This window comes from Brevibacterium epidermidis NBRC 14811, assembly GCF_001570805.1.
Classification (GTDB): Bacteria; Actinomycetota; Actinomycetes; order Actinomycetales; family Brevibacteriaceae; genus Brevibacterium; species Brevibacterium epidermidis.
Genome location: NZ_BCSJ01000014.1, coordinates 54,224 through 77,693, shown reverse-complemented (window position 1 = coordinate 77,693; position 23,470 = coordinate 54,224). Strand labels below are relative to the sequence as shown.

Annotated in this window: 21 protein-coding genes; 15 read left to right on the top strand and 6 right to left on the bottom strand. The window is 63.4% G+C overall.

Annotated elements, in window-relative coordinates; all coding sequences use genetic code 11:
- Positions 1 to 65 precede the first annotated feature (65 nt).
- From BEP01S_RS11075 to BEP01S_RS11025, 11 genes are all read left to right on the top strand, one after another.
- Positions 66 to 803 (top strand): NUDIX domain-containing protein, encoded by a 738-nt coding sequence (locus tag BEP01S_RS11075; RefSeq protein WP_083532667.1) that lies wholly within the window; start codon positions 66 to 68, stop codon positions 801 to 803.
- A 6-nt stretch (positions 804 to 809) separates the two neighbouring features.
- Positions 810 to 1,760, top strand: coding sequence for a site-specific tyrosine recombinase XerD (gene xerD, locus BEP01S_RS11070; RefSeq protein ID WP_062243187.1), 951 nt, complete (start codon positions 810 to 812; stop codon positions 1,758 to 1,760).
- A gap of 38 nt (positions 1,761 to 1,798) precedes the next feature.
- Positions 1,799 to 2,668: a ParA family protein gene (locus tag BEP01S_RS11065; protein WP_062243183.1), complete on the top strand. Its 870-nt coding sequence runs from the start codon at positions 1,799 to 1,801 to the stop codon at positions 2,666 to 2,668.
- Positions 2,669 to 2,745: 77 nt separating this feature from the next.
- Entirely contained in the window at positions 2,746 to 3,642 is an 897-nt protein-coding gene (locus BEP01S_RS11060; RefSeq protein WP_244882200.1) for a segregation and condensation protein A, read from the top strand.
- Positions 3,639 to 4,292, top strand: coding sequence for an SMC-Scp complex subunit ScpB (gene scpB / locus BEP01S_RS11055; protein WP_062243180.1), 654 nt, complete (start codon positions 3,639 to 3,641; stop codon positions 4,290 to 4,292). Before BEP01S_RS11060 ends, scpB begins: the two co-directional genes overlap by 4 nt.
- Before the next feature lie 86 nt (positions 4,293 to 4,378).
- Positions 4,379 to 5,170 (top strand): pseudouridine synthase, encoded by a 792-nt coding sequence (locus tag BEP01S_RS11050; protein WP_236853090.1) that lies wholly within the window; start codon positions 4,379 to 4,381, stop codon positions 5,168 to 5,170.
- Entirely contained in the window at positions 5,167 to 6,315 is a 1,149-nt protein-coding gene (locus BEP01S_RS11045; RefSeq protein WP_062243174.1) for a prephenate dehydrogenase, read from the top strand. Before BEP01S_RS11050 ends, BEP01S_RS11045 begins: the two co-directional genes overlap by 4 nt.
- On the top strand, positions 6,312 to 6,971 hold the full coding sequence (gene cmk / locus BEP01S_RS11040) for a (d)CMP kinase (RefSeq protein ID WP_062243171.1): 660 nt from the start codon (positions 6,312 to 6,314) through the stop codon (positions 6,969 to 6,971). The genes BEP01S_RS11045 and cmk overlap by 4 nt, the downstream gene beginning before the upstream one ends.
- Positions 6,968 to 8,479, top strand: a complete 1,512-nt coding sequence (der, locus tag BEP01S_RS11035) for a ribosome biogenesis GTPase Der (RefSeq protein ID WP_062243168.1) — start codon at positions 6,968 to 6,970, stop codon at positions 8,477 to 8,479. Before cmk ends, der begins: the two co-directional genes overlap by 4 nt.
- The gene (locus BEP01S_RS11030) at positions 8,480 to 9,859 is read left to right on the top strand and encodes an AI-2E family transporter (RefSeq protein ID WP_244882199.1); all 1,380 of its coding nucleotides are present in this window, start codon (positions 8,480 to 8,482) and stop codon (positions 9,857 to 9,859) included.
- 101 nt (positions 9,860 to 9,960) lie between these two features.
- Positions 9,961 to 10,587 carry an L-threonylcarbamoyladenylate synthase gene (locus BEP01S_RS11025; protein ID WP_062243165.1) on the top strand — a complete coding sequence of 209 codons (627 nt, stop codon included), beginning with the start codon at positions 9,961 to 9,963 and terminating at the stop codon, positions 10,585 to 10,587.
- Between the two features lie 233 nt (positions 10,588 to 10,820).
- Here BEP01S_RS11025 and BEP01S_RS11020 read toward each other — a convergent pair whose 3' ends face one another.
- The 5 genes from BEP01S_RS11020 to BEP01S_RS11000 form a co-directional block, all read right to left on the bottom strand.
- Positions 10,821 to 11,525 (bottom strand): ABC transporter ATP-binding protein, encoded by a 705-nt coding sequence (locus tag BEP01S_RS11020; RefSeq protein ID WP_062243163.1) that lies wholly within the window; start codon positions 11,523 to 11,525, stop codon positions 10,821 to 10,823.
- Complete coding sequence (locus tag BEP01S_RS11015) at positions 11,525 to 12,298, bottom strand: ABC transporter ATP-binding protein (protein ID WP_083532666.1); 774 nt, start codon at positions 12,296 to 12,298, stop codon at positions 11,525 to 11,527. Before BEP01S_RS11015 ends, BEP01S_RS11020 begins: the two co-directional genes overlap by 1 nt.
- A complete protein-coding gene (locus BEP01S_RS11010; RefSeq protein WP_244882198.1) occupies positions 12,295 to 13,335 on the bottom strand; it encodes a branched-chain amino acid ABC transporter permease in 1,041 nt (346 codons plus the stop codon). The genes BEP01S_RS11015 and BEP01S_RS11010 overlap by 4 nt, the downstream gene beginning before the upstream one ends.
- A 5-nt stretch (positions 13,336 to 13,340) precedes the next feature.
- Positions 13,341 to 14,207 carry a branched-chain amino acid ABC transporter permease gene (locus BEP01S_RS11005; protein WP_062243160.1) on the bottom strand — a complete coding sequence of 289 codons (867 nt, stop codon included), beginning with the start codon at positions 14,205 to 14,207 and terminating at the stop codon, positions 13,341 to 13,343.
- A gap of 85 nt (positions 14,208 to 14,292) precedes the next feature.
- Entirely contained in the window at positions 14,293 to 15,507 is a 1,215-nt protein-coding gene (locus tag BEP01S_RS11000; RefSeq protein WP_062243157.1) for an ABC transporter substrate-binding protein, read from the bottom strand.
- A 447-nt stretch (positions 15,508 to 15,954) separates the two neighbouring features.
- Here BEP01S_RS11000 and BEP01S_RS10995 point away from each other — a divergent pair, with 447 nt between their 5' ends.
- Positions 15,955 to 16,698, top strand: coding sequence for an SDR family oxidoreductase (locus BEP01S_RS10995; protein WP_062243154.1), 744 nt, complete (start codon positions 15,955 to 15,957; stop codon positions 16,696 to 16,698).
- Between the two features lie 51 nt (positions 16,699 to 16,749).
- On the top strand, positions 16,750 to 17,949 hold the full coding sequence (locus BEP01S_RS10990) for an acetyl-CoA C-acyltransferase (RefSeq protein ID WP_062243151.1): 1,200 nt from the start codon (positions 16,750 to 16,752) through the stop codon (positions 17,947 to 17,949).
- Positions 17,950 to 18,081: 132 nt separating this feature from the next.
- Here the strand turns inward: BEP01S_RS10990 and BEP01S_RS10985 are convergent, their stop codons facing one another.
- Positions 18,082 to 20,538, bottom strand: a complete 2,457-nt coding sequence (locus tag BEP01S_RS10985) for an HNH endonuclease signature motif containing protein (protein WP_244882197.1) — start codon at positions 20,536 to 20,538, stop codon at positions 18,082 to 18,084.
- A gap of 846 nt (positions 20,539 to 21,384) precedes the next feature.
- Here BEP01S_RS10985 and BEP01S_RS10980 point away from each other — a divergent pair.
- Both BEP01S_RS10980 and BEP01S_RS17125 read left to right on the top strand, forming a co-directional pair.
- On the top strand, positions 21,385 to 22,701 hold the full coding sequence (locus BEP01S_RS10980; RefSeq protein ID WP_062243145.1) for an MATE family efflux transporter: 1,317 nt from the start codon (positions 21,385 to 21,387) through the stop codon (positions 22,699 to 22,701).
- On the top strand, positions 22,698 to 23,459 hold the full coding sequence (locus BEP01S_RS17125) for a GNAT family N-acetyltransferase (RefSeq protein ID WP_062243142.1): 762 nt from the start codon (positions 22,698 to 22,700) through the stop codon (positions 23,457 to 23,459). Before BEP01S_RS10980 ends, BEP01S_RS17125 begins: the two co-directional genes overlap by 4 nt.
- The last annotated feature ends 11 nt before the right edge of the window (positions 23,460 to 23,470 follow it).

Sequence of the window (23,470 nt, the reverse complement as noted above, 5' to 3'; positions counted from 1 at the left end):
TGCCGTCGGCCACAGCGCCGGCGGCATTCGCCGTTCCACCACCGTCGACATCCGGGAGGCAGCCGATGAACACACCGCACGATGAGATCCTGCAGGACGAACCGGTGATCCCGCCGATCACCTCTTCGAAGGTCGTCTACGAAGGCGCCGTATGGGACATCCGCAAGGAGACCTTCGACCTGCCCGAGGCCACCGGCCTCGTCCGCGACCTCATGGCGCACACCGGTGCCGTCGGAATCGCCGTCGTCGACGATCAGAAGCGGATCCTGCTGGCCCAGCAGTACCGGCACCCCGTCCGTGCCCGGCTGTGGGAGGTGCCGGCGGGCCTGCTCGACATCCCCGGAGAGGACCCGCTCGAAGCGGCGAAGAGGGAGCTCGTCGAAGAGGCCGACCTCACCGCCGTTCACTGGGACGTCCTCAGCGACTCCTGCCTGACTCCAGGCGGCAGCTCCGAGACGATGCGTCTGTACCTCGCCCGCGGTCTCACTGAGGTTCCCGAAGCCGACCGTCACGAACGCGGCGAGGAGGAGGCCGGGTTCCGCTTTGCCTGGGTTGATATCTCCGAGGCGCTCGATGCCGTCGCCGATGGGCGGATCACCAACGCGATCGCTCAGCTCGCGATCTTCCAGGTCGACCGCGTGCTGCGCGCAGAAGCGTCGGGAGCACGGGTGAAGTTCCGTCCCGTCGATGCGCCGAGGCGACTCGTCGACGGCCGCCCCGACTTCGGTCGCGGTGCGAGCGTCGAGACGACCGGCACGAGCGAGGATGCGCCGTCCACGCAGGTCGGCACGGGCGAGGACTGATAACCCGTGGCCCGGCACGGTGCTGAACTGCTGCCAGAGAATCTGCCTGACGATCTGCGTCGCGGTTTTGCGTCCTATCTGTCCTCCCTGCGTTTCGAACGGGGACTGTCGATGAACTCGATCGATGCCTACGCCCGTGACCTCGCCCGGTACGGAACCTGGCTGACCGAGGACGGGGTGAGCCGCCTCGGCGAGGTCGATCGACAGAAGGTGGAGAGCTATGCGCTCCACCTGCTCGATTCGGGATTGGCACCGCGGAGTCGTGCCCGCGCACTCGTCGCGGTGCGACGATTCCACACCTTCGCCCTCGGGGAGAACCTCACGTCCACGGATCCGGCCTCCGAGGTCAGCCCGCCGCAGGAGGGACTGCGCCTGCCCAAGGCCCTGGCGCTCGACGACATCGAAGCGATGATCGCGACCACGGACGGGGAGGAGCCGGTGCAGATCAGGGCCGCCGCCCTCCTCGAACTCCTCTACGCCACGGGGGCCCGCATCTCCGAAGCCGTGGGGGTCGACCTCGATGATCTCGACCTCGACTCCGGGCTCGTCCGGCTCTACGGCAAGGGCGGGAAGGAGCGGATCGTGCCCTTCGGATCCCATGCGGCCCGAGCCCTGGGCGCGTGGGTCTCACGAGTGCGGCCGTCGATGGCGGCGAAGGCGAAGTCCTCGGCTCCGGCCGGGGCACTGTTCCTCAACGCTCGCGGAACCCGGCTCTCCCGGGTCTCCGCGTGGCAGATCGTCAAGAACGCCGGGGAGGCTGCCAAGATCGACGCCCAGGTCTCTCCGCACACCTTCCGGCACTCATTCGCCACGCATCTTCTCGAGGGCGGGGCGGACATCCGCGTCGTCCAGGAGCTGCTCGGGCATGCCTCGGTGACGACGACGCAGATCTATACGAAAGTCTCCGAGGAGACACTGCGGGAAGTGTACGCGACCTCGCACCCTCGGGCGCGGTAGGGTTGTATGAAGAGCAACGAAAGGTGGCCATCCGAGTGATGAATACGCAAGAGGCGTTGGAGATCCCCCAGCAGAGGACCGCAGCAGTCGAGCCCCAGGATTTCCCGGAGCCGGCACCCCTGGATTCGCACGGACCCGCCCGCATCATCGCGATGGTCAACCAGAAGGGCGGGGTCGGGAAGACGACCTCGTCGATCAACCTCGGTGCTGCCCTGGCCGCCTACGGTCGCAAGATGCTGCTCGTCGACTTCGACCCGCAGGGCGCACTGTCCGTCGGACTGGGACTCAATCCCTATGAGCTCGATATCAGCATCTACAATCTGCTGATGAACCCGCGACTGGACCCGCACGAGGTCATCGTCGAAACGGAATTCGACAACATCGACATCCTGCCGGCCAATATCGACCTCTCCGCCGCCGAAGTCCAGCTCGTCGGCGAGGTCGCCCGCGAGCAGGTGCTCGCCCGTGCCCTGTCGAAGGTCGCCGACGAATACGATGTCATCCTCATCGACTGCCAGCCCTCGCTGGGTCTGCTCACCGTCAACGCTCTGACCGCCGCCCATGGTGTCGTCATCCCGCTCGAGACCGAGTTCTTCGCACTGCGCGGCGTCGCCCTGCTCGTCGAGACGATCGAGAAGGTCCAGGACCGGCTCAACCCCTCGCTCGAGGTCGACGGAATCCTCGCCACGATGTTCGACTCGCGAACGCTGCACTCGAAGGAAGTCATGTCGCGGGTCACCGAAGCCTTCGGTGACAAGGTATTCGAGACCGTCATCAACCGCACCGTGAAGTTCCCCGATGCCTCCGTGGCGGCCGAACCGATCACGAGCTTCGCACCGAAGCACGCCGGCTCCGAGGCCTACCGTCGACTGGCCAGGGAGCTCATCGCCCGCGGAGGCGCACCCTGAGCGACTCCGTAACCGACGAGGAGGAAGCGGCCCCCGATTCAACCGAGGCCGCTGCGGGCGATGCAGTCGCTGGTGATGTGAAAGTCGTTTCCGGCGAAGCATCCGCGGATGCCGAAGTCGCTTCCGGCGAGGGCTCTGCCTCCGGCAGCGAAGTAGTCTCCGGCGATGATGTCGCGCAGGGATTCCAGGTGCGGTTGGACAACTTCACCGGCCCTTTCGACCTGCTGCTCGGTCTGATCTCGAAGCGTCGACTCGACGTCACGGAGATCGCCCTGGCCGAGGTCACCGATGAGTTCATCGCCTACACCACCGAACTGAAGGATCAGGCGAATCTCGCCGAGATCTCCCAGTTCCTCCTCGTCGCGGCGACCCTGCTCGACCTCAAGACCGCACGGCTGCTGCCGCACGAAGAGGGAGAAGAGGTCCTCGACCTCGAACTGCTCGAGGCCCGCGATCTGCTCTTCGCCCGGCTGCTGCAGTACAAGGCGTACAAGTCCGTGTCCGGTTATCTGGCCGAGGCGATGGCCGCCGGGTCGATCCGCGCTCCACGTGACGTCGACCTCGAACCGGAGTTCCAAGACGTGCTGCCGCCGTTGGAGCTCAACATCGGTCCGGGTGAGCTGGCCGGAATCTTCGCCACCGTGCTCCAACGCGATCACACCCCGCCGAGCGTGGCCGTCGACCACATCCACCTGCCGCTGGTCAGCGTGTCCGAGCAGCGCGGGCACATCATCTCCCTGCTGCGGGTCGGAGACGTCGACTTCCAGGATCTGCTCGAATCGGCTGAGAACACTCTGGTGGTCGTGGCGCGGTTCCTCGCCCTGCTCGAGCTGTTCAAGGTCGGCCTCTGCGACTTCGACCAGCCCGAGCCATTGGGACGGCTGCTCATCCACCGGACCGAGATGAACGAAGACGGAGTCGACCTGCGCACCGAGGGTGACTGGAGCGGCGACGAAGAAGGGGAACACTCATGATCGATGACGAGATCCTCGCCGGCATCGAAGCCGTGCTCATGATCACCGATTCGGCTGTGACCGCCGAAGACCTCGCCGGCTCCCTCGGCCTCGACGAGGACACCGTCCTCGAAGCCATCCGCACCCTCAAAGCCGACTACGACGGAGATGAGAACCGGCGGCAGCGCGGGTTCGAGATCCGCCACGTCGCCGGAGGCTTCCGTATCTTCTCCCGCGGCGACTATCACGAAGTCGTCAAGGACTTCCTCACCGCCGGACAGAGCGCGAAGCTCTCCCAAGCCGCCCTCGAGACCCTCGCAGTCATCGCCTACCGGCAGCCGATCTCCCGGCCCCGCATCGCCGCCATCCGCGGAGTCAGCGTCGACGGCGTCATCCGCACCCTGCTGCTGCGCGGACTCATCGTCGAAGCCGGCAAGGAGGCGTCCACCTCGGCGCTGCTCTATGCCACCACGCGTACGTTCCTCGACACGATGGGCATGAACGCGATCGACGATCTGCCCGACATCGCCCCCTACCTGCCCGAAGACGCCGATGTCGCCGAACTCGGCGCCGAAGACACCGAGGTGCTCGCCGAGATCGACGGCGCCCTCGACGACGATCTCGACGATGAAACTGATTCGTCCGCCGAGATGTCACGAGTCGCCGATTGATTTGAGAGAATAGACATATGAGTCCCTACCGTGATCATCGCGCCCCCGGCGGGCGCCAGAACCGACCCAGCCGAAAACAGCGCGCAATGACGGCGAAACAGGCCTCCAACAAGGGCGGTACGGGTGCCGGTCAGACATCAGATGCCCACGTCAGCGGGGGTGTGCGGCTGCAGAAGGTGCTCGCCGAGGCGGGCCTGGGATCACGTCGTGCCTGTGAGCAGCTCATCGTCGACGGCCGCGTCGAGGTCGACGGCAGCATCGTGACCGAGCTGGGCACCCGGATCGACCCCGAAACGCAGTCCGTGTACGTGGACACAGTGAGAATTTCGACACAGACCAAGAAGGTCTACCTCGTGCTCAACAAACCCGCGGGAGTCGTGTCGACCATGAGCGATCCCGAGGGTCGCCCCTGCCTGGCCGACTATGTGCGCAACAACACGGAGCGCCTCTTCCACGTCGGTCGGCTCGACACGGAGACCGAAGGCATCATCCTGCTCACGAACGACGGGGAGCTGAGCAACCGCCTGGCCCACCCGCGCTACGAGATCCCGAAGACCTACGTCGCAAAGGTCAAGGGCCAGCTCGCGAAGGACGCCGGAGCCATCCTCAAGGCCGGAATCGACCTCGAAGACGGCTTCGTCAAGGTCGACGACTTCAAGCTCGTCGATTCGACCCCGGGCAAGTCCGTCGTCGAACTCACGCTCCACTCCGGCCGCAACCGCATCGTGCGCCGCCTGCTGGCCGAGATCGGCCACCCGGTGGAGCGCCTCGTGCGGCTGAAATTCGGACCGATCGTCCTCGACGAGCAGAAGCAGGGCAAGATCCGCCCGCTGCGCTCCGATGAGGTCGGCGCACTGTTCGAGGCCGTCGGTCTGTGAGAGTCCACATCATCGGCACCGGCCTGCTCGGTGCCAGCCTGGGGTTGGCGCTGAGCGCAAAAGGCCATCAGGTGACCCTCGAAGACACCTCACCGACCGCGCAGCAACTCGCCGCGGACCTCGGTGCCGGCCAGGTCGTCACTCCGAAGGCAACCGTCGCCGAGGCGGCCGACCCGAACGCTGCCACCGACGCTGCGTCGCCTGCCGCACACCCGGACATCGTCGTCGTCGCGACCCCGCCCGACGTCGCCGCCCGGGTCATCGCCTCGGCGCTCGAGAACTACCCGAACGCTACGGTCACCGATGTCGCCAGCGTCAAGACCCGCCTGCTCGAAGCGGTGCGCGAACTGACCACGGGCACTCAGCTCGATCGCTATATCGGCTGCCATCCGATGGCCGGACGCGAGAAATCTGGGGCGATCGCCGCCCAGTCGGACCTGTTCACGGCCCGACCCTGGGTGATCTGCTCGGACGAGGACACCCCGGCCGACCGCCTCGGCGAGGTCATCGCCATGGCCGAGGACACGGGCGCCTCGGTGCTCCATCTGGATCCGCGTATCCACGATGCGGCGGTCGCGAAGGTCTCGCACGTGCCGCAGGTCGTCGCCTCCCTCGTCGCTTCCCAGCTGCGGCACGCACCGCTCGAGGAGATCTCGCTGGCCGGCCAGGGACTGCGCGATGTCACACGAATCGCCGCCTCGGACCCAGGGCTGTGGACACAGATCCTGACCGGGAACGCTGAGGAGGTCCGCTCTGTGCTCGTCGATCTGCGCACCGAGCTCGATGAGGTCATCAGTGCTCTCGAACTCGGACCCGGTTCGACGGGACTGCTCGCCAAGGCGATCGCCCTGGGCAATGAGGGACACGACCGGATTCCCGGCAAGCACGGGCAGCCGCCGACCACCTATGCTGTTGTCACGATCCTGGTTCCGGATACGCCCGGAACCCTGGCCCGGCTGTTCAAGGACATCGGCGACCTCGGCGTCAATGTCGAGGACTTCCGGATGGATCACGCCTCCGGCCGGAAACTGGGCATGGTCGACGTGTCCGTGGTCCCGGCCATCCAGCAGGAGCTGGAGATCGGATTGCTGTCGAAGGGATGGCAGATCCCCGAATCCGCCATCGAGAAAGAAGGAACTGCATGAGCGTCGTAGCCATTGACGGACCGTCCGGAGTGGGCAAGTCGAGCACCGCCAAGGAGGTGGCGCGTCGGCTGGGCTACCAGTACCTGGACACCGGTGCGATGTACCGGGCGATGGCGTGGCTGTGCCTCAACCGCGGGGTCACCGACCCCGTCGACGTGCTCGAGCAGGTGCGCGGCGCGGACTTGGAGATCTCGCTCAGCCCCGACGAATTCTTCGTCTCCGTCGACGATATCGACGTCACCGAGGAGATCCGCGGTGAGGAAGTATCGGCGAACGTGCAGACGGTCTCCGGCGTCATCGACGCCCGCGAGGAGCTCATCGAGATGCAGCGGGCCTACATCACCGCCGCACCCGAGGGCATCGTCGTCGAGGGCCGGGACATCACGACCGTGGTCGCTCCCGATGCAGATGTGCGCCTCCTCATGACCGCCCGCGACGAGGTCCGTGTGGCCCGCCGCGCGAAAGAAGTGCACGGCAATGCCGACGCCGAGGCGATCGCCGCCACCCAAGACCTCGTCACCGGCCGTGACGCCAAGGACTCCGCCACGACGAGCTTCTTAGAGGCCGCCGACGGTGTGTTCACACTCGATACCAGCGACATCGACTTCGACCAGGTGGTCGAAACGGTGCTGCAGCTGGTGAAGGACTCACAATGAGCGAATCCGAATTCCACGAGACACCCGACGAAGACCTCGTCGACCGCGTCGAGAGCATCAGCGACGAGGAGGCCGAGCAGCGGGCGACCGCGCTCGAGGCCGGACTCGAAAGCTATGAGCTCGAAGACGAGGACCGTGCGCTGCTGCGCGCCTACGGCTTCGACGAAGACGAAGACGAGACCCTCGGTGCCGCACCGGTGCTGGCCGTCGTCGGTCGCCCCAACGTCGGCAAGTCGACGCTGGTCAACCGCATCCTCGGCCGCCGTGAAGCCGTCGTCGAGGACGTTCCGGGAGTCACCCGTGACCGCGTGAGCTACCGGGCGGAATGGAACCGACAAGAATTCACCCTCGTCGACACCGGCGGTTGGGATCAGGATTCGAAGGGCATGGCCTCGCGGATTGCGATCCAGTCCGAGGTCGCCGTGGACATGGCCGATGCCGTCCTCCTCGTCGTCGATGCCACGACCGGTCCGACCTCGACCGATGAGATGGTCGTGAAGATGCTGCGCCGGAAGAAGAAGCCGGTCCTCCTCGCCGCGAACAAGGTCGATGATGAGCGCGGCGAGCTCATGGCCGCCGAACTCTGGGGCCTCGGCCTCGGCCAGCCCTGGACAGTGTCTGCTCTGCACGGTCGGGGAGTCGCCGACCTGCTCGATGAAGTGCTCACGATCCTGCCCGAGGTCTCGGCCGTCGACACCCGTGTCGAAGAGGGCGGACCGCGGCGCGTGGCGCTCGTCGGGCGTCCGAACGTCGGCAAGTCCTCCCTGCTCAACCAGCTCATCGGCTCCGACCGAGTGCTCGTGGACAACGTCGCTGGCACCACTCGAGATCCTGTCGACGAGCTCATCGAGCTCGGAGACAAGCAGTGGCGCTTCGTCGACACCGCCGGCATCCGCCGTCGTGCCCATCAGGCCAGCGGTGCCGACTTCTATGCCGCACTGCGTACGCAGACCGCGCTCGAACGCGCCGAGGTGGCCCTCGTCCTCATGGAGGTCCAGGACCCGCTGAGCGAGCAGGACGTCCGCATCGTCACGACCGCCGTCGAGGCGGGACGTGCCGTGGTGCTGGCATTCAACAAATGGGATCTGCTCGATGACGAACGCCGCTTCTACCTCGAGCGCGAGATCGAACGGGACCTCGGCCATGTGGCGTGGGCACCGCGCGTGAACATCTCGGCGAAGACCGGACGTCACGCGGAGAAGCTCGTGCCGGCGATGGAGGCCGCTCTCGAGGGCTGGGACACCCGCATTCCGACGGGACGACTCAATGCGTTCCTCGGTGAGCTCGTCGCGGCCAACCCGCACCCGGTGCGCGGCGGCAAGCAGCCGCGCATCCTCTTCGGCACTCAGGCGCAGTCGCGTCCGCCGAAGTTCGTGCTCTTCACCACCGGATTCCTCGACCCCGGTTATCGGCGGTTCATCATCCGCCGTCTGCGTGAGACCTTCGGCTTCAAGGGCACCCCTATCGAGGTGTCGATGCGCATCCGCGAAAAGCGTCGGGGACGCTGAATGAACGAGGACGAGCAGGCGAAGGCGCCGGGTGCCGCAGACGGTGCGACCGGGCGAACCGGACGAACCGGGGATGCCGCGCGCCCAGATGAGTCTGCGTCGTCCTCACGACCGGCGGCTGAGCCGGGGTCGGCCGGACCCACCGCCTCGGCGGGGGCCGCCTCCCGACCTGCCGCCTCGGCGGGGGATCCGTCTGCGTCGGCCGCCTCGGTGATGGTGGGATCCAATTCTTCCAGCACAGAATCGGGCACGGCATCCGGCGCACAATCCGCACCAGAATCCGCACCAGAGTCCGACCCCGCAGGAGAGAAGCGGCCCTGGCACGCGCGGCCGCCGGCGCGAGCGCTGATGATCGCGGTGACGCTGGCAGGGCTGGCGTATGCGCTGATGTTCTTCCGCGGGCTCCAGGACATCGTGGCTCCGGTGTTCCTCGCGCTGAACTTCTACATCGTCGTCTACCCGGTGCAGCGGCTGCTTACCCGGGTCAAGGTGCCGCGGGCGATCGGGGCGTGCATCTCGGTCGTGCTCGTGTTGTGCATGATCTTCGCGTTCTTCGGCCTCACCGCGTGGTCGGTCGCCGAGCTCGTCATCCTCATCCCCAGCTACAGCAACGAACTCGTCAACACGTACCAGAATGCGTTGGCGCTGCTCTCGGACATCGGGGTGACCTCCTCGGTGATCCAGCAGCAGCTCTCGGCCTTCGACGTCCGCTCCGTCCTCGACGCCGTCTACCCGCTGCTGACGAATCTGTCGTCGGTTGCGGGCCTGTTGACCACTGTGATCATGGCGGTGTTCTTCGTGGCGATGGATTCGATGGGCATCGACAAGCGGATGGCGATGCTGCTCGATGTGAAGCCCACGCTGTCGGCGTCGATCGGTGATTTCGCCAGCGGTGTCCGCCGCTACTGGGTGGTGGCCACGGTCTTCGGTCTCATCGTCGCATTCCTCGACGTCATCGCCTTGGCGATCATCGACGTTCCGCTCATCTGGGTGTGGGGCGTGCTGGCATTCCTGACGAACTACATTCCGAACATCGGCTTCGTCATCGGCCTTCTCCCGCCGGCACTGCTGGCGCTGGTCGACAGCGGATGGCAGTCGGCGCTGTGGGTGGTCATCGCCTACAGCGTGCTCAACTTCGTCATCCAGTCGATCATCCAGCCGAAGTTCACGGGCGAATCCGTCGGCGTCACTCCCTTGGTGTCGTTCCTGTCACTTCTGTTCTGGGTATGGGTCCTCGGCTGGCTCGGCGCGCTGCTGGCATTGCCGGCCACCCTGCTCATCAAGGCTCTGCTCGTCGACGCGGATCCGAGAGCCAGGTGGGTGAATATCCTCCTCGCCTCTGATCCGAACACCGCGCGGGCCGAGCTGGTCAAGGCCTGAAGAAGCCCGAGGCTGCGGTCTGACGATACCCAGCCTCGTGCGCTGAGGAGCGTCTGCGGGTGACCCCTCGCACTGTGGCGGCAGAGTGGTTAGCATGAAGTATGGCGACACTACTGAATATCCATCCGGAGAACCCGCAGGACCGACTGATCGAGAAGGCCGCTGAGTCACTCAGGAACGGTGGCTTGATCGCTTATCCCACGGATTCCTGTTACGCCCTCGGCTGCGCCCTGGACAACAAGGAAGGCATCGAGCGGATCACCCGCATTCGGCACCTCGGCTCGAAGCACCATTTCACGCTGATGTGCCACGACTTCGCCCAGCTGGGTCAGTTCGTCATCGTCGACAATTCCGACTTCCGAGCCATCAAGTCGATGACGCCGGGACCCTACACGTTCATCATGAAGGCGACGAAGGAAGTACCGCGCCGGATGATGCATCCGAAGAAGCATTCGGTCGGCGCTCGTATACCGCAGAACGTCACGGCCCTCGCCCTCGTCGAGGCGATGGGGGAGCCGATCCTGTCGTCGACTCTGCTGCTGCCCGGCGACGAGGATCCGCTGACCCACGCCGAGGATGTCATGGACCAGCTCGGCAATGACCTCGACATCGTCATCGAGTCCGGAGTCCCCGGAGTCGTGCCGACCTCGGTCGTCGACTTCACCGGAAAGTTCCCCGAGGTGGCCCGCGTCGGAGCCGGGGACGTCTCCCGGTTCCTCGACGAGTGAGACAGCGGGCAACGTCTCCAATGATGTGTCCGGCTGGCTGAATTTTGACCGTGATGAGTCAGACGGAATGGAAGTCGGTCTTGATGAATCCGCCGCACTGAACGAGCGTGACCGAGGGTCTCAACGATCTGGCAGAATAGCTCAACGAAATCTCGCCGAGGTGGCCAAGCCGCCTCGGCGAGACTTCGTTTCCGCGATATCGCCGCCCTCAACCGAAAGACTGCGAACCGCCGTCAGAGGCCGAGGTAGGCCGCCTGCACGTCGGGATTGTCGAGCAGTCGTGAGGCATCATCAGCGAGGACGATCCGCCCCTCGGCCAGCACGTATCCCCGGTGGGCGATCGCCAGTGACGCCTTCGCGTTCTGCTCACTGAGCAGGACTCCGATACCGTTCCGATTGATCTGTGCGACCGACTCGAGGACCTGCTCGACGACGATGGGAGCCAGGCCCATCGACGGCTCGTCGAGGATCAGCAGGCTCGGATCCGACATCAGTGCCCGGCCGATTGCGACCATCTGCTGCTGTCCGCCGGACAGGGAGCCTGCCGGCTGCTTCGCCTTCTCCTTGAGGATCGGAAACATGTCGAGGACCTCAGCGTAGATCTCTTCGGTTCGCGACTTGTTCCGGTGGGGGTACGACCCCAGACGCAGATTCTTCTCCACCGACATCTTGCCGAACAGATGGCGACCTTCGGGACAGTGCGCGATACCGGCCTTGACGATGGCATTGGGACGCGCTCGATGAAGCTGACGCCCCTCATAGACGATCGACCCTGACCGAACCCGCATCAGTCCGCTGATGGTCTTGAACAAAGTCGTCTTTCCTGAGCCGTTCGCGCCGAGCACCACGGTGAGCTCTCCGGGCTGCGCGGTGATACTCACCCCATGGAGCACATCGGTGGCATCGTACCCGGTGCTGACATTGTCGAGCGTGAGCATCAGTTCTCCTCCTGTGCAGTGGAACCGAGGTAGGCGCGGATGACGTTCGGATCGGATTGGATCTCCGCCGGTGCGCCGAGTGCCAGCTTCTGTCCGTGGTCGAGGACGAGGATCGTGTCCGCGAGGTCCATGATCATCGTCATCTTGTGTTCGACGAGCAGGACGGAGACCCCTCGCTGCGGCAATGATCGAATGAGGTCGCCGAAATCGACAGTCTCCTCTTCGGGGATGCCGCCGGCGGGCTCGTCGAGCAGCAGCAGTTCGGGCTCCGTGGCCAGTGCCATTGCCACTGCGGTGCGCTTCTGCACCTCCTGCGGAACATTCGACGCCAGATCGTGTCGGTACTCCGCGACCCCGCAGTACTCAAGAGCTTCCATCGCCTTGTCTTCGTTGATGCGTGATTCACGACGGTGGCGCGGCGTGTGGAAGACGGCGTCGAAGACATTGGACTTCGAGCGGACGATCCGTCCGGCCAGGACGTTCTCCAACAGGGTGCTGTCATCGAACAGGTTCGTCGTCTGGAATGTCCGGGCGATGCCACCGGCTACGGTACGGTGCGGGGACGAATGCGTGATGTCCTCGCCTTTGAAGCTGATGGTCCCTGCCGTGGGCCGATAGAAGCCGTGGACGAGGTTGAACAGCGTTGACTTGCCGGCACCATTGGGACCGATGACCGCGGTGATCTGACCCGCTTCAACGTCCAGGCTCACGTCCTTGACCGCGTCGAGCCCGCCGAAGCGCTTACCGAGACCGCGAATTTCGAGCAGCGTCATTTCTCCTCCTCGGAGTTGGTGCCGACTGAGGCGGCTGAATCCGATCGTGAGGACTCGTTGTGTTCTGAACCGCGGGCCTCTGCACTCCTTCGTCGTCGATTGCGTTTGTCGACGAATCCGCCGAGGTATCCGACGATTCCCCGCGGTGCGAAGATCACGAGGGCGACGATGATGGGTCCCAGCACGATGAATCGATAGGCCTGGAAGTCTTGGAACAGTTCGAACAGGAATGTCACGATCATGCTTCCGAGCAGCGGACCTGCGACAGTGCCCATGCCTCCGACGAGGATGAACATAAGGAATTCGAAGGTCTTGTCGATCGATGCCGCATGGGGGCCGATGAATCCGACCACAGTTGCGTAGAGTCCGCCGCCGATTCCTCCGAGGACAGCCGAGGCGGCGAATGCGAGCTGTTTGCTGAATCCGACGCGCACACCTATCGCATCCGCCAGATCTTCGCTCGTCCTGATGCTCAGCAGCGTGCGACCCACACTCGAGCGCCGAATCGCGTACGTCGTGTAGATGCACACGAGCAGGATGGCGAAGACCAGGTAGAACATCGCAACCGGAGATTCGAAGTCGATGAGTCCTCCGCCTTCGGGGAACTTCACGTTGTTGACGCCGGAATGTGCGTGGGTGACGGACTCCCAACGGCTGATGACGAGGAAGATGATGAAGCCGATGGCCATTGTGAAGATGGCGAAGTACTCATCCTTCGTGCGCAGGGCGATCAGCCCGCAGAGGTAGCCGATGACCGCAGTTCCGATGACGGTTGCGACGAATGCGGTCCAGAAGCTCCAATCGTAATCGGTGGTGAGCAGCCCGACTCCGTAGGCGCCGATGCCGAAGAACCCGCCTTGGGCGAGGTTCAGCTGTCCCGTGAAGCCGAGGATGATGTTGAGGCCGTAGACAGCGATCGCCGCGCACATGCCGACGGTGATTACTCGCATCGTGTAGTTCTCCTGCGCAAACGCCAGGGGCGTCAGGCCGAGCAGGACGATGACGGCGATGGTGCCGATGATCCGAGGATTCTTCATTGAGCTCATCGCTGCACCGCCTTCGTGAACAGGCCGTTCGGTTTGATGGCCAGCACAGCGACGAGAACGACGAATGCCACGGCCTCTCCGACAGCTGAGGAGATGTAGGTCGCCGTCATCGTCTCGGCGATGGCGAGTGCGAATCCGCCGACGATGGCGCCCGGAAGCGACCCCAGACCACCGAGGATGATGATGGCGAACACTTTGAGGTTGAGCGCATCGCCCATCGTCGGAGACAGAAGATTGATCGGTGCGACGAGGCCCGCCGCGATCGTGGCCAGCAGGGCGGACAGCCCCAGCGTCAGCATCGATACCATCGACGGGTTGATGCCGACCAGCGATGCACCGACGCGGTCCTGTTCGATCGCTTCGATCGTCTGGCCGTGGATGGACCGCTTGATGAACATCGCCAACAGCGCCAAGACGATCACCGCGGTGACGATGATGACGATCCTCTGCGCAGAGATTTCAGCGCCGAGGATGCGCAGTTCGCCGGTGATCGGCGTGTCCATACGTCGGAAGTCGGCTCCCCAGATCGCTTGAGCCAGGGCCTGGAAGAAGAACATCGCACCGACGGCCGCGATCATGTGGTGAGTATGCGGGGAGTTGCGCAAGGGATGGAATACGAGGCGTTCGAGCCCGACACCGACGACGAAGAGCATGATCGCCGCAATGCCGATCGCGGCGATATAGGGAACGCCGACGGTCGTGAGGAAGAAATAGGTGATGTACGCGCCGAGCATATACAGCGCACCGTGAGCCAGGTTGGGAATGCGCAGCACTCCGAAAACCAGTGTCAGACCGATCGCAGCGAGGCAGTAGACACCGCCCAGCGCGAGGCCGTTGAAGAGCTGTTGGATGAAGAGAGTCATGATCAGTCGGGTCCTCTGCAGGCATGAGTTCGGCCGGGTGAGGCGCACTCATGCGCCTCACCTTCAATACAGCCGCTGACGGAAGTTACTTATCGTCGGATACCTGCTCGATCGGCACCTTGGTGTATTTGCCGTCCTCATTGAGGAACGCCGCCTCCAGATCGGGATTGAGGAGGTGGCCCTGCTCTGTGATCTCGTCGGGGAAGCCATTGACTTTGTACTTGTCATCGACCTCTGGCAGCGCCTCACCGATGGCTTCGCGAATCTTCTCCGGGTCGTCCGTTGTTCCCGCAACCTCCATCGCCTTCGCGACGATCGCAATGCCCTGGTAGTTCAGCGCCGTTTCGCTGGTCGGAACCTTCTTCTCTCCGGCCTTCTCAGCGAACTTCTTCAGGAAGTCCTTAGTGCCGGGATCTTCGTATTCGGAAACCGGCAGAACGCCGACAGAATTCTTGAGATTGTCGAGTTTCGTCACCGTGGCCATCTCATCCAGCTTTGCCTGATCCATGACGAGGAAGCTGCCCTTGAAGCCCTGCTTGCGAGCTTCTTCCATGATCAATGCTGTCGGTTGGGATGGTCCGCCGACGAAGATCGCATCGGGCTTCTCCGACAGGGCTTTCGAGACAGGGCCCGCGAAATCGGACACAGTTGCGTAGTCGACGCTGTTGTCGCCGCCGATCTTCCCGCCGGCTTCGCTCCATGCGTCCTTGATCGACTTGGTCCACTGCTGCCCGTACTCACTCTGAGTTCCGAGCAGAGCGAGCTTCTTGCCTCCGTGCTCCATGGCAGTCTCGGAGAATTCCTCAGCATAGGATTCGAAATTCGGAGGGATCATCATCGTCAGGGGGTTGTCCGCCTGCACGATCGCGGGATCGGACGTGTACGCAGAGATGAGGAAGTTCGACCTGCCGCTGTTGATCTGCTGAATCGCCTTGATTGCTCCGGCGTTCGGGGAGACGACCACAGGGGCCTTGTCCTGATCGGCCAACCGCTGAGCATTGCTCGCGGCGGTGGACGGTGCGTATTTGTCGTCGAGGGACTTCAGCTCAAGGGTCACGGGATTGCCATCGACCTCGACCCCGTCTGCGTTGAGATCGTCGATGGCCATTTCGAGACCGATCTTGACGTTCTCACCGTATGCGGCGCCACCGCCGCTGAGCGGTCCTGTATAGCCGATGACGACGGTGTCGCCCTCACCTGAACCGCCACCGCCTCCGCAGGCTGTGGCAGTCAATGCGATTGCGCCCAAAGCTGCTGCTGCCGATAGTCTCCGGCGGCGACTTCGCGAGACAGAGTTCATCTTTTCTCCTTTGAAAAGCTCCTGGAGCGAGCTTGCTCCACACGGTGTCCGGGACGTCGTCAGTGATAGTTCCCGGAGTCGTCGTCAATCCGTAATGGACTTCGACTGGTGTGAACATTTCCAAATCACTCTCGTGAAGTCAATGGTTTTGGGCTAGATTTTTGAACGTTCGATAATGTTCGGGGCTGGTCCAGGCTCGGAGAACATAAGGCGAGGTCGGACTGCATGCGTGCCGAATTTCTCAGATCGGCTCTGCGGTTCTGAAGCGTTCGACCTGGCCATGTGTCTGAAAAGTGAGCAAACAATCGTTCAGTGACGGAATTGGTCTATAGTGGGCATAGCTGCATGGGAGATCTGCATCACATCAGGTCCGATGCAGACGCGAACCGCAGGTGCCCACTCGGTTCCCCTCGGCAATGACGCAACATCATCTTTAGGAGCTTGTTCATGACTCGTACAGCAATCGTCACCGGTGGAGGCCGCGGCATCGGAGCCGCCATCGCCAAGCGACTCGGAGCCGACGGACTCAAGGTCGCCGTTCTCGATATGGGCCCCACCGACGAGACCGTTGCCGCCATCAAGGACGCCGGCGGCGAAGCCCTCGGCCTCGAGGCCGACGTCTCTGACGAGGACTCGGTCAATGCCGCGGTCAAGCAGGTTGCCGAGACACTCGGCGCGCCGACCGTCCTGGTCAACAATGCCGGAATCCTGCGCGACAACCTCCTGTTCAAGATGACTCACGAGGAGTTCAACAAGGTCCTCTCCGTCCACCTCGGCGGAGCTTTCCTCATGGCGCGGGCCGTGCAGTCCTACATGGTCGAAGAGAAGTTCGGCCGCATCATCTCGATGTCGTCCACTTCGGCACAGGGCAACCGCGGACAGACGAACTACTCCGCTGCCAAGGCCGGCATCCAGGGCATCACGAAGACCTGGGCGATCGAGCTCGGCAAGTTCGGCATCACCGCGAACGCCATTGCTCCCGGCTTCATCGAAACGGATATGACCAAGGCCACCGCCGAGCGTGTGGGCATGGGCTTCGAGGACTTCGTTGAGGCCTCGGTCCAGCAGATCCCCGTTGCCCGATCGGGAAAGCCCGAGGACATTGCTCACACTGCATCGTTCCTCGCCTCCGAGGGAGCCGGCTTCGTCTCCGGTCAGGTCATCTACGTCGCCGGCGGTCCGAAGGACTGATCGCCGCCGTCCTCACGACGAATCAACGAACATCTTCGAAAGGTGAGACCCATGAGGGAAGCAGTCATTGTGTCGACGGCACGTACGCCGATCGGCAAGGCCTACCGTGGTGCCTTCAACGACACCCAGGCTCAGGAGTTGGCCGGCCACGCGATCAAGCATGCCGTGGAACGCGCTGGCTTGGAAGGCGGAGAGGTCGAGGACGTCATCTTGGGCGCTGCTCTGCAACAGGGCAGCCAAGGTTCGAACGTCGCTCGCCAGGCAGCATTGCGCGCAGGCTTGCCCACGACGGTGCCGGGAATGTCTATCGACAGGCAGTGCTCATCCGGGCTGATGGGCATTGCGACCGCAGCGAAGCAGATCCTCTTCGACGATCAGGAGATCGTCGTCGGCGGTGGCGTGGAGTCGGTGTCGCTGGTTCAGAACGACAAGATGAACACGTTCCGGGCCAAGGATCCGTGGCTCGAAGAGCATGTTCCCGGTATCTACTATCCGATGTTGGCCACTGCCGAGGTCGTTGCCGAGCGCTATGGCATCAGCCGTGAAGCTCAGGACGAGTACTCCCTGTCGTCGCAGCAGCGCACCGCTGCTGCTCAGGAAGCCGGTCGGTTCGATGCCGAGATCGTGCCTCTGCCGACGACGAAGGTTGTCGTCGACAAGGAGACGAAGGAGACCTCGCGTCAGGATGTGGTTCTCGAAGCCGACGAGGGCAATCGCCCCTCGACGACGCTCGAAAGCCTCGCCAGCCTCAACCCTGTACTCGATCCCGGTGTGGCTTCGAAGGTTCCGAGCATCACCGCGGGCAATGCGTCGCAGCTCTCCGACGGCGCATCTGCTTCGGTGGTCATGTCAAGCGACGAAGCCAGCCGTCGCGGACTCGAGCCGATGGGCATCTACCGCGGCATGGCCGTGGCCGGCTGTGAACCGGACGAAATGGGCATCGGTCCTGTGTTCGCGATTCCGAAGCTGCTGAAGAACCATGGTCTGTCGATCGACGACATCGGGCTGTGGGAACTCAACGAGGCTTTCGCAGTACAGACCCTGTACTGCCGTGACCGCCTCGGCATCGACCCCGAGAAGTACAACGTCGACGGCGGCGGCATCTCCGTCGGACATCCGTATGGAATGACCGGTGCCCGACTCGTCGGACACGCTCTCATCGAGGGACGCCGCCGTGGAGTGAAGTACGTCGTCGTCACGATGTGCATCGGCGGCGGACAAGGTGCAGCAGGACTGTTCGAAGTCTGCTGAGGCATTCCGCCGGCAGTTCAACTTGAACTGAGGGCCGACGATATTCTGGTCGATTCTGACCGAATATCGTCGGCCCTTTCCGTGTTCGAGATCGGTGCGGAGGCTGACTTTGCTTGGGGCACCAGAGTGCTCTCAGAACGGCGGAGGCTCGCCGGAGTCCCAGAACCAGTTGCGCAGCTCTGCGTCATCCTTGCCTGACCGTGCGGTGCCAGATGCTTCGTCGGCACTGCGCGGCGCAGTCTTGGGTGCGAACGCATAGGGGTCGTTGGCAATGAACTCTCTCCAGCCTGGGCTACGGTCGGTCGCGGCTGGTTCCGGGCATTCCTGTGCCTGCTTCCGATCACCGGGAACGGGGTGTTTCACGTTTGGATCGCCGCTGTTGTGGGCAGACGCCGTTTCAGAGTCAGATTGACGCTCAACATCAGGATCGCCCTCGGCATCAGATTGATGCTCGGTGGCTGGAACACTCTCGTCGGCAAGTGGATCCTCGATGTTTGCCTGTTCCGATGTGACTGCTCGACCCGTTCGGGGGAGTCTAGCGCCGAATCGTTCGAGGAACAGCCGAGCATGCTCAATGCTGATGGGGTTATCCGGCGAGACGACCTCTGCAGTGACACCCTTGCGGAACACGTACTCCAGGTGGCCGGGTTCGGCCATCCGCACGTCGAAATTGCCGTTGGTCTTCTGCAGATGGTGGGCCTTGCACAGACAATGGAGATTTCCGAAGCGAGTGAGACCGCCCTGAGTCGGGTCGGAGTGATTGAACGGGTCAATATGATCGACCTCTGTCACCTCAGCGGGTTGAGTACATCCCGGGAAGGTGCAGGTCATGAATTGAGCGACAAGTGTTTTGCGCACGCTGTTCGGTATTGCATAGGACGTTGCCTTCGCATCAACAGGTGTTCCAGTTGCCGGATCGGTCAGCAGCCTGGTCCAGGTGGTGGAGTACCCGGCGACCCGTCGTGCCATTTCGGCTGGGATCGGTGACCCGTTTGGAAGCATGCCCGCCAGATCGCACACCTCTCCTGAAGTCAGAGGTACCTCCGATGGTGCTGGCGTCGAGACTTGCGATGATGTTGGTCCGTCAGGTGGTGCCGGCGTGGTTGAGAGTGTTGACGTTGGCGGTTCGTCGGGAGGCGGCGGGTCTGGGGGACCGGTAGTCGGTGGTGGCGGATTTAGGGGATCGACGGAGGGCGGCTGTGGACTCGACGGCTCAAGGGTTGGTGGCGGCGAACCGTCGTCATCCGAGTGGAATTGGCTGAGCAGAGTAAGCAGAGGAACGGTGATGAAGGTGCTGGCCTGATTCGCCAACCAATACTCGTTGGTCGGCATATCGAGGAGGAACTCAAAGCTGATGCGGCGCTCGCCGGCATCGAGGATGGGACTGCCGAATGCATCGACACCACCGGACGCGGCAGCTTCGGATCCCTCGGATGCGGGGCGAGCTCCGCTGGCACGTGAGCCGATGAGCGCCTCGAGCGCTTCTGCCGTGTCTTGATCCGTGGTGTTGTTGCTGCTGAGGATGGCCTCGAGCAGCTGGGATTCGAAGATGCGGTCAGCTGGAGTGGTGTTCGCAGGGCGGCTGGGCTCTTCTTCCGGTGCGGATGCCCGGCGGCCGGAGTCACACTGCGCGGACGCTTCCGAGCTGGCTGGCTCTGACTGTGTCGGTCCTGCGTGGCCGTTCGTGTCCATGTCGTCGAACACTCGCTCGATGTAGTCGAGCAGCGCCTCACCTTCCTGCATGGGGACGCCGTCGGGTCCGGCGAAGAGCCCATCGAGAGGGAAATCGGTGCTCGTCGACGTGTTGTCGGCCTCGTTTGTGCTGATGATACGCAGCTTGATCTGTGGACGCGTGCGCGTGAGTATGTCGAACATCAGGGCTGAGACCGAACGCTCCTCATCGAAGCATTCTCCTGCCTTCAGCTGATCCGAGAACGCGCTCGTATTGCTCTTATGAACCGCTCGGGCAAAGGCGTCGAGCCTTCTGTAGCAGGCTTGAAGCTCAGGTGCGGGCCCGGTCAGTGTGAGGTAGGCGGTTCCGTCGTCGCCGGTGCTGAAGTCGACCCGACGACGCAGTGAAACACTCTTCAGAGTGTCCTCGGCCGGTTGAATGACTGCGATCTTCAGAGCGACCGATCGCTTGAACGTCTCGATCGTGATGTCAGCGCGCCGGCGGGCGAGGTAGTCATCGAATTCCGGCAGATGCTCGAAGTGCAGGTCACGACACGCACGAGTGACACAATCGACGTGTTCGATCGTGAAGTCTCCATCCAAGCATCGCTTGAGGAACCGCGGAAGTCCGTGCACTAGCGTCATCGATGAAGTCATGTGTCTGAGCGAGTTGCTCGTCGTCGCGCCCAGAAGACTCGAATAGACGCCGGCCTCGGTCGGTTCGATATTGCCGCGCAGCCACGTGAAGAAGGTCAGCTTCGGATCGTAACCGGGAAAGTCAGGTAAGAGTGCGGGGTTGATCAGGAACTCCTTGGCCAACTTCCGCACTCGACGGTGTTGACGGCCGGTGGCACGGTTCTTCTTCCGTCCTGTGATTGCGCCGACTTTCGTCCCGATTTCGGCTTCGACCTGGGCCACAGCCTGTGTCCACGCAAGTGTCTCTCTGCGGGTCCAAGTTCTGAGCGGGGAGAACACGTCGTCGGCAGGAACGTCGACAACGCAGTCGTTGCTGTTGAGGGCAACTGTGGCTCGCTTGCCCACGGGCAGACGATAGCGTGCCGCAGTCCTGGTGAATGACGCGAACTCAAAGACCGAGTCGGGCTGACTGCCCAAGAGCCCGAGAGCGTAAGCGACGTCCTGAGCCACGACTTCACTCGTGGCGATGAAAGAATTGATCTGGGCGAGGCTGCTCTGAGCATAGACACCCAGCAGGTCGACGAGCTCATTGTCTTCGGCGATCTCCAGACGACGTCCGTGGGCCCGGCGGAACTTCGACAGAGCCCGGTGGTCTGCCTCCGCAGGGGGAGCGGTGGGCAGGCCGAATTCCCGTCCGTCGTTGTCTCCGATGTTCTTCATCGGTCTTTCACCTCTCCACGCCTCTGTGGAAGTTGATAGTCAGGGAAGTCGCCTATCTCAATTATAGAATCTGCGGATAGAAAAAGATGTCACAATACGATTACAAATAGAACAGATACCCCTATGTTCCAGAAACGAAGCAATTGTGGACCGTGTTTGTCAGTACCGATTTGTTTGTCCTCTGACTCTACGGTTCGGCACTGACACGACATTGCGATCGGACTGTCGACCTTTGGTGAACCGTCTGCGTATCGCCGTCCAATAGGGGCGGGCACTCAACAAGGGCGCATAACGATCTTGTGGGCCCGCGCACTGCCGGCCCTACTCCGGCCGATCCAGCAGATCAAGCCCCAATCCACCGACCCATAACAACCGGCCCCGCCGCCCCGGTTCGCTAGAATCGGGGACGTGGCAGCGATCGACAAAGATATTCTCCGTTTGGCACTTCCCGCACTCGGAGCCCTGATCGCCGAACCCATTTTTCTGCTCACGGACACGGCCATGGTCGGCCACCTCGGTGCCGGTGCTCTGGGATCGCTGGCGATCGCGTCGACGATCCTGCAGACGGTGCTCGGTCTGATGATCTTCCTCGCCTATGCCACGACTCCGCGCGTGGCGAAACGGATGGGATCGGGGGACCGGCCGGGCGCGATCACGGCAGGATTCGACGGAATCTGGCTGGCACTGGGCACCTCCATCCTGCTCATCATCATCGGACTGCCCCTGCTGAGCACCGCGATCGGAGCTTTCGACCCGGATCCGGCGATCACCGAGGGCGCACACTCCTACCTGGCGATCTCATGGTGGGGTCTGCCGTTCATGCTCATGGTCATCGCAGCGACCGGGCTGCTGCGCGGGCTCCAGGACACGAAGACCCCGCTGATCGTCGCGGCGGCCGGCTGCATCGCAAATATCGGTCTCAACGCCTTCTTCATCTACGGTCTCGACATGGGAGTCGCGGGATCGGCGATGGGTACGGTCATCGCGCAGGCCGGAATGTGCGCGGTCTACCTCACCATCTCCATCCGCGCGGCCCGTCGCCTCCACGCGAGCATCCGTCCCGACTGGTCAGGCGTGTTCACCTCGGCGAAGACCTCCGGTTGGCTGCTGGTCCGCAACGCCTCACTGCGCGCGGCCCTCATTCTCCTCGTGTTCCTGGCCACGGCGATGGGCACGACGGACCTTGCCGCGATCCAGGTCGCTCAGAGCATCTTCTTCGCCCTTGCGCTCGCCCTCGACTCGTTGGCCATCGCGGGCCAGGCGATGATCGGCCTCGAGCTGGGCGCGAAGAACACCGACGCGGTCGCCGCGATCAACCGCCGCCTGTGTCTGTGGGGGATCATCTTCGGCATCGTCGTCGGCGTCGCCCTGTTCGCCGGCTCCGGAATCATCCCCCGAGCCTTCGCCTCCGACCCCGCAGTGGTGTCGGCACTGGCCGCACTCCTGCCGGTGCTGGCGCTGAGCATGCCGATCGCCGGGTACGTCTTCGTCCTCGACGGCGTGCTGATGGGAGCCGAGGACGCGAAGTACCTGGCTCTGGCACAATTGGTCGCTGTGATCGGATACGCGATTCTGCTCATCCCGATCATCAACATCTGGCCGGGAGCCCCCGGGCTCTGGGCCGGCTTCTGCATCGGATTCGTCGGTTTCCGCGCCCTGACCCTGGGCTGGCGAGTACGCAACCGGGCGTGGATCGAACGCGCCGTCGAGAAAGGAATCTCATGAACGCTGCCCACACTGACGCTCATGATTCGCAGAACACCTCCGCCGAGGCGGCCGCCGCCTCCCTGCGCGGACGGATCCGTCCGCTGCCGGCCGAGACCGATGACGAGACCTTCCTGCCGTTCCTTGACCTGTGCTTCAACTGGTCGACGGACAAACCCCGGATCGAACTCGAGGACCTCCGCCACCGCAGCGACGCGGTCTTCTACTTCCGCGACTGGGGTCGCGATGGTGACATCGCCGTCGCCGCGCACGCCGAGGCCGACGCGCAGTCGCCGATCATCGGGCTCGCCTGGGTGCGCCTGGCCGATATTGAAGACGTTGTCGGGAAAGCCGAAAAACAGGTGGGCGGAGACTTCGCGGCCGCCCTGGATAAGACCGGCACCGAGGTGGTTCGCAGTGAGGTCGTCACCGACGGTGACGCCGAGGCTGATTCGAATGACGAGGGTGGCATAGCTACCGCCGAGTCGGCAGCCGCCGACCTGTCGCCGAGCGACGGTCGGGCGCCCTTCACCGGTTACGGCTGGGTCGCAGCCGATATCCCCGAGCTCTCGATGGCTGTGCTGCCCGACCACCAGGGGCAGGGAATCGGCGGTGCGCTCCTCGACACCATCTGTGCGCTGGCGCGGATGAGCGGTTACCCCGCCGTCAGCCTGTCCGTCGAAGACGGCAATGGAGCGGCGAAACTCTACGCCGACCACGGATTCGTGTCCGTCGGCCGCAACGGCGATTCTGACGTGCTCGTCCGCAAACTCGGCTGAGGAACAGTCTG

Coding starts and splice junctions, on each gene's coding strand:
- BEP01S_RS11000 (WP_062243157.1), bottom strand. CDS start 15,507: ATGAACTCTGTCTCGCGAAGTCGCCGCCGGAGACTATCGGCAGCAGCA.
- BEP01S_RS11075 (WP_083532667.1), top strand. CDS start 66: ATGAACACACCGCACGATGAGATCCTGCAGGACGAACCGGTGATCCCG.
- BEP01S_RS17125 (WP_062243142.1), top strand. CDS start 22,698: ATGAACGCTGCCCACACTGACGCTCATGATTCGCAGAACACCTCCGCC.
- BEP01S_RS11050 (WP_236853090.1), top strand. CDS start 4,379: ATGACGGCGAAACAGGCCTCCAACAAGGGCGGTACGGGTGCCGGTCAG.
- der (WP_062243168.1), top strand. CDS start 6,968: ATGAGCGAATCCGAATTCCACGAGACACCCGACGAAGACCTCGTCGAC.
- BEP01S_RS10990 (WP_062243151.1), top strand. CDS start 16,750: ATGAGGGAAGCAGTCATTGTGTCGACGGCACGTACGCCGATCGGCAAG.
- BEP01S_RS11020 (WP_062243163.1), bottom strand. CDS start 11,525: ATGCTCACGCTCGACAATGTCAGCACCGGGTACGATGCCACCGATGTG.
- BEP01S_RS11065 (WP_062243183.1), top strand. CDS start 1,799: ATGAATACGCAAGAGGCGTTGGAGATCCCCCAGCAGAGGACCGCAGCA.
- BEP01S_RS11030 (WP_244882199.1), top strand. CDS start 8,480: ATGAACGAGGACGAGCAGGCGAAGGCGCCGGGTGCCGCAGACGGTGCG.
- BEP01S_RS11015 (WP_083532666.1), bottom strand. CDS start 12,298: ATGACGCTGCTCGAAATTCGCGGTCTCGGTAAGCGCTTCGGCGGGCTC.
- BEP01S_RS10995 (WP_062243154.1), top strand. CDS start 15,955: ATGACTCGTACAGCAATCGTCACCGGTGGAGGCCGCGGCATCGGAGCC.
- cmk (WP_062243171.1), top strand. CDS start 6,312: ATGAGCGTCGTAGCCATTGACGGACCGTCCGGAGTGGGCAAGTCGAGC.
- BEP01S_RS11025 (WP_062243165.1), top strand. CDS start 9,961: ATGGCGACACTACTGAATATCCATCCGGAGAACCCGCAGGACCGACTG.
- BEP01S_RS11010 (WP_244882198.1), bottom strand. CDS start 13,335: ATGAAGAATCCTCGGATCATCGGCACCATCGCCGTCATCGTCCTGCTC.
- BEP01S_RS11005 (WP_062243160.1), bottom strand. CDS start 14,207: ATGACTCTCTTCATCCAACAGCTCTTCAACGGCCTCGCGCTGGGCGGT.
- scpB (WP_062243180.1), top strand. CDS start 3,639: ATGATCGATGACGAGATCCTCGCCGGCATCGAAGCCGTGCTCATGATC.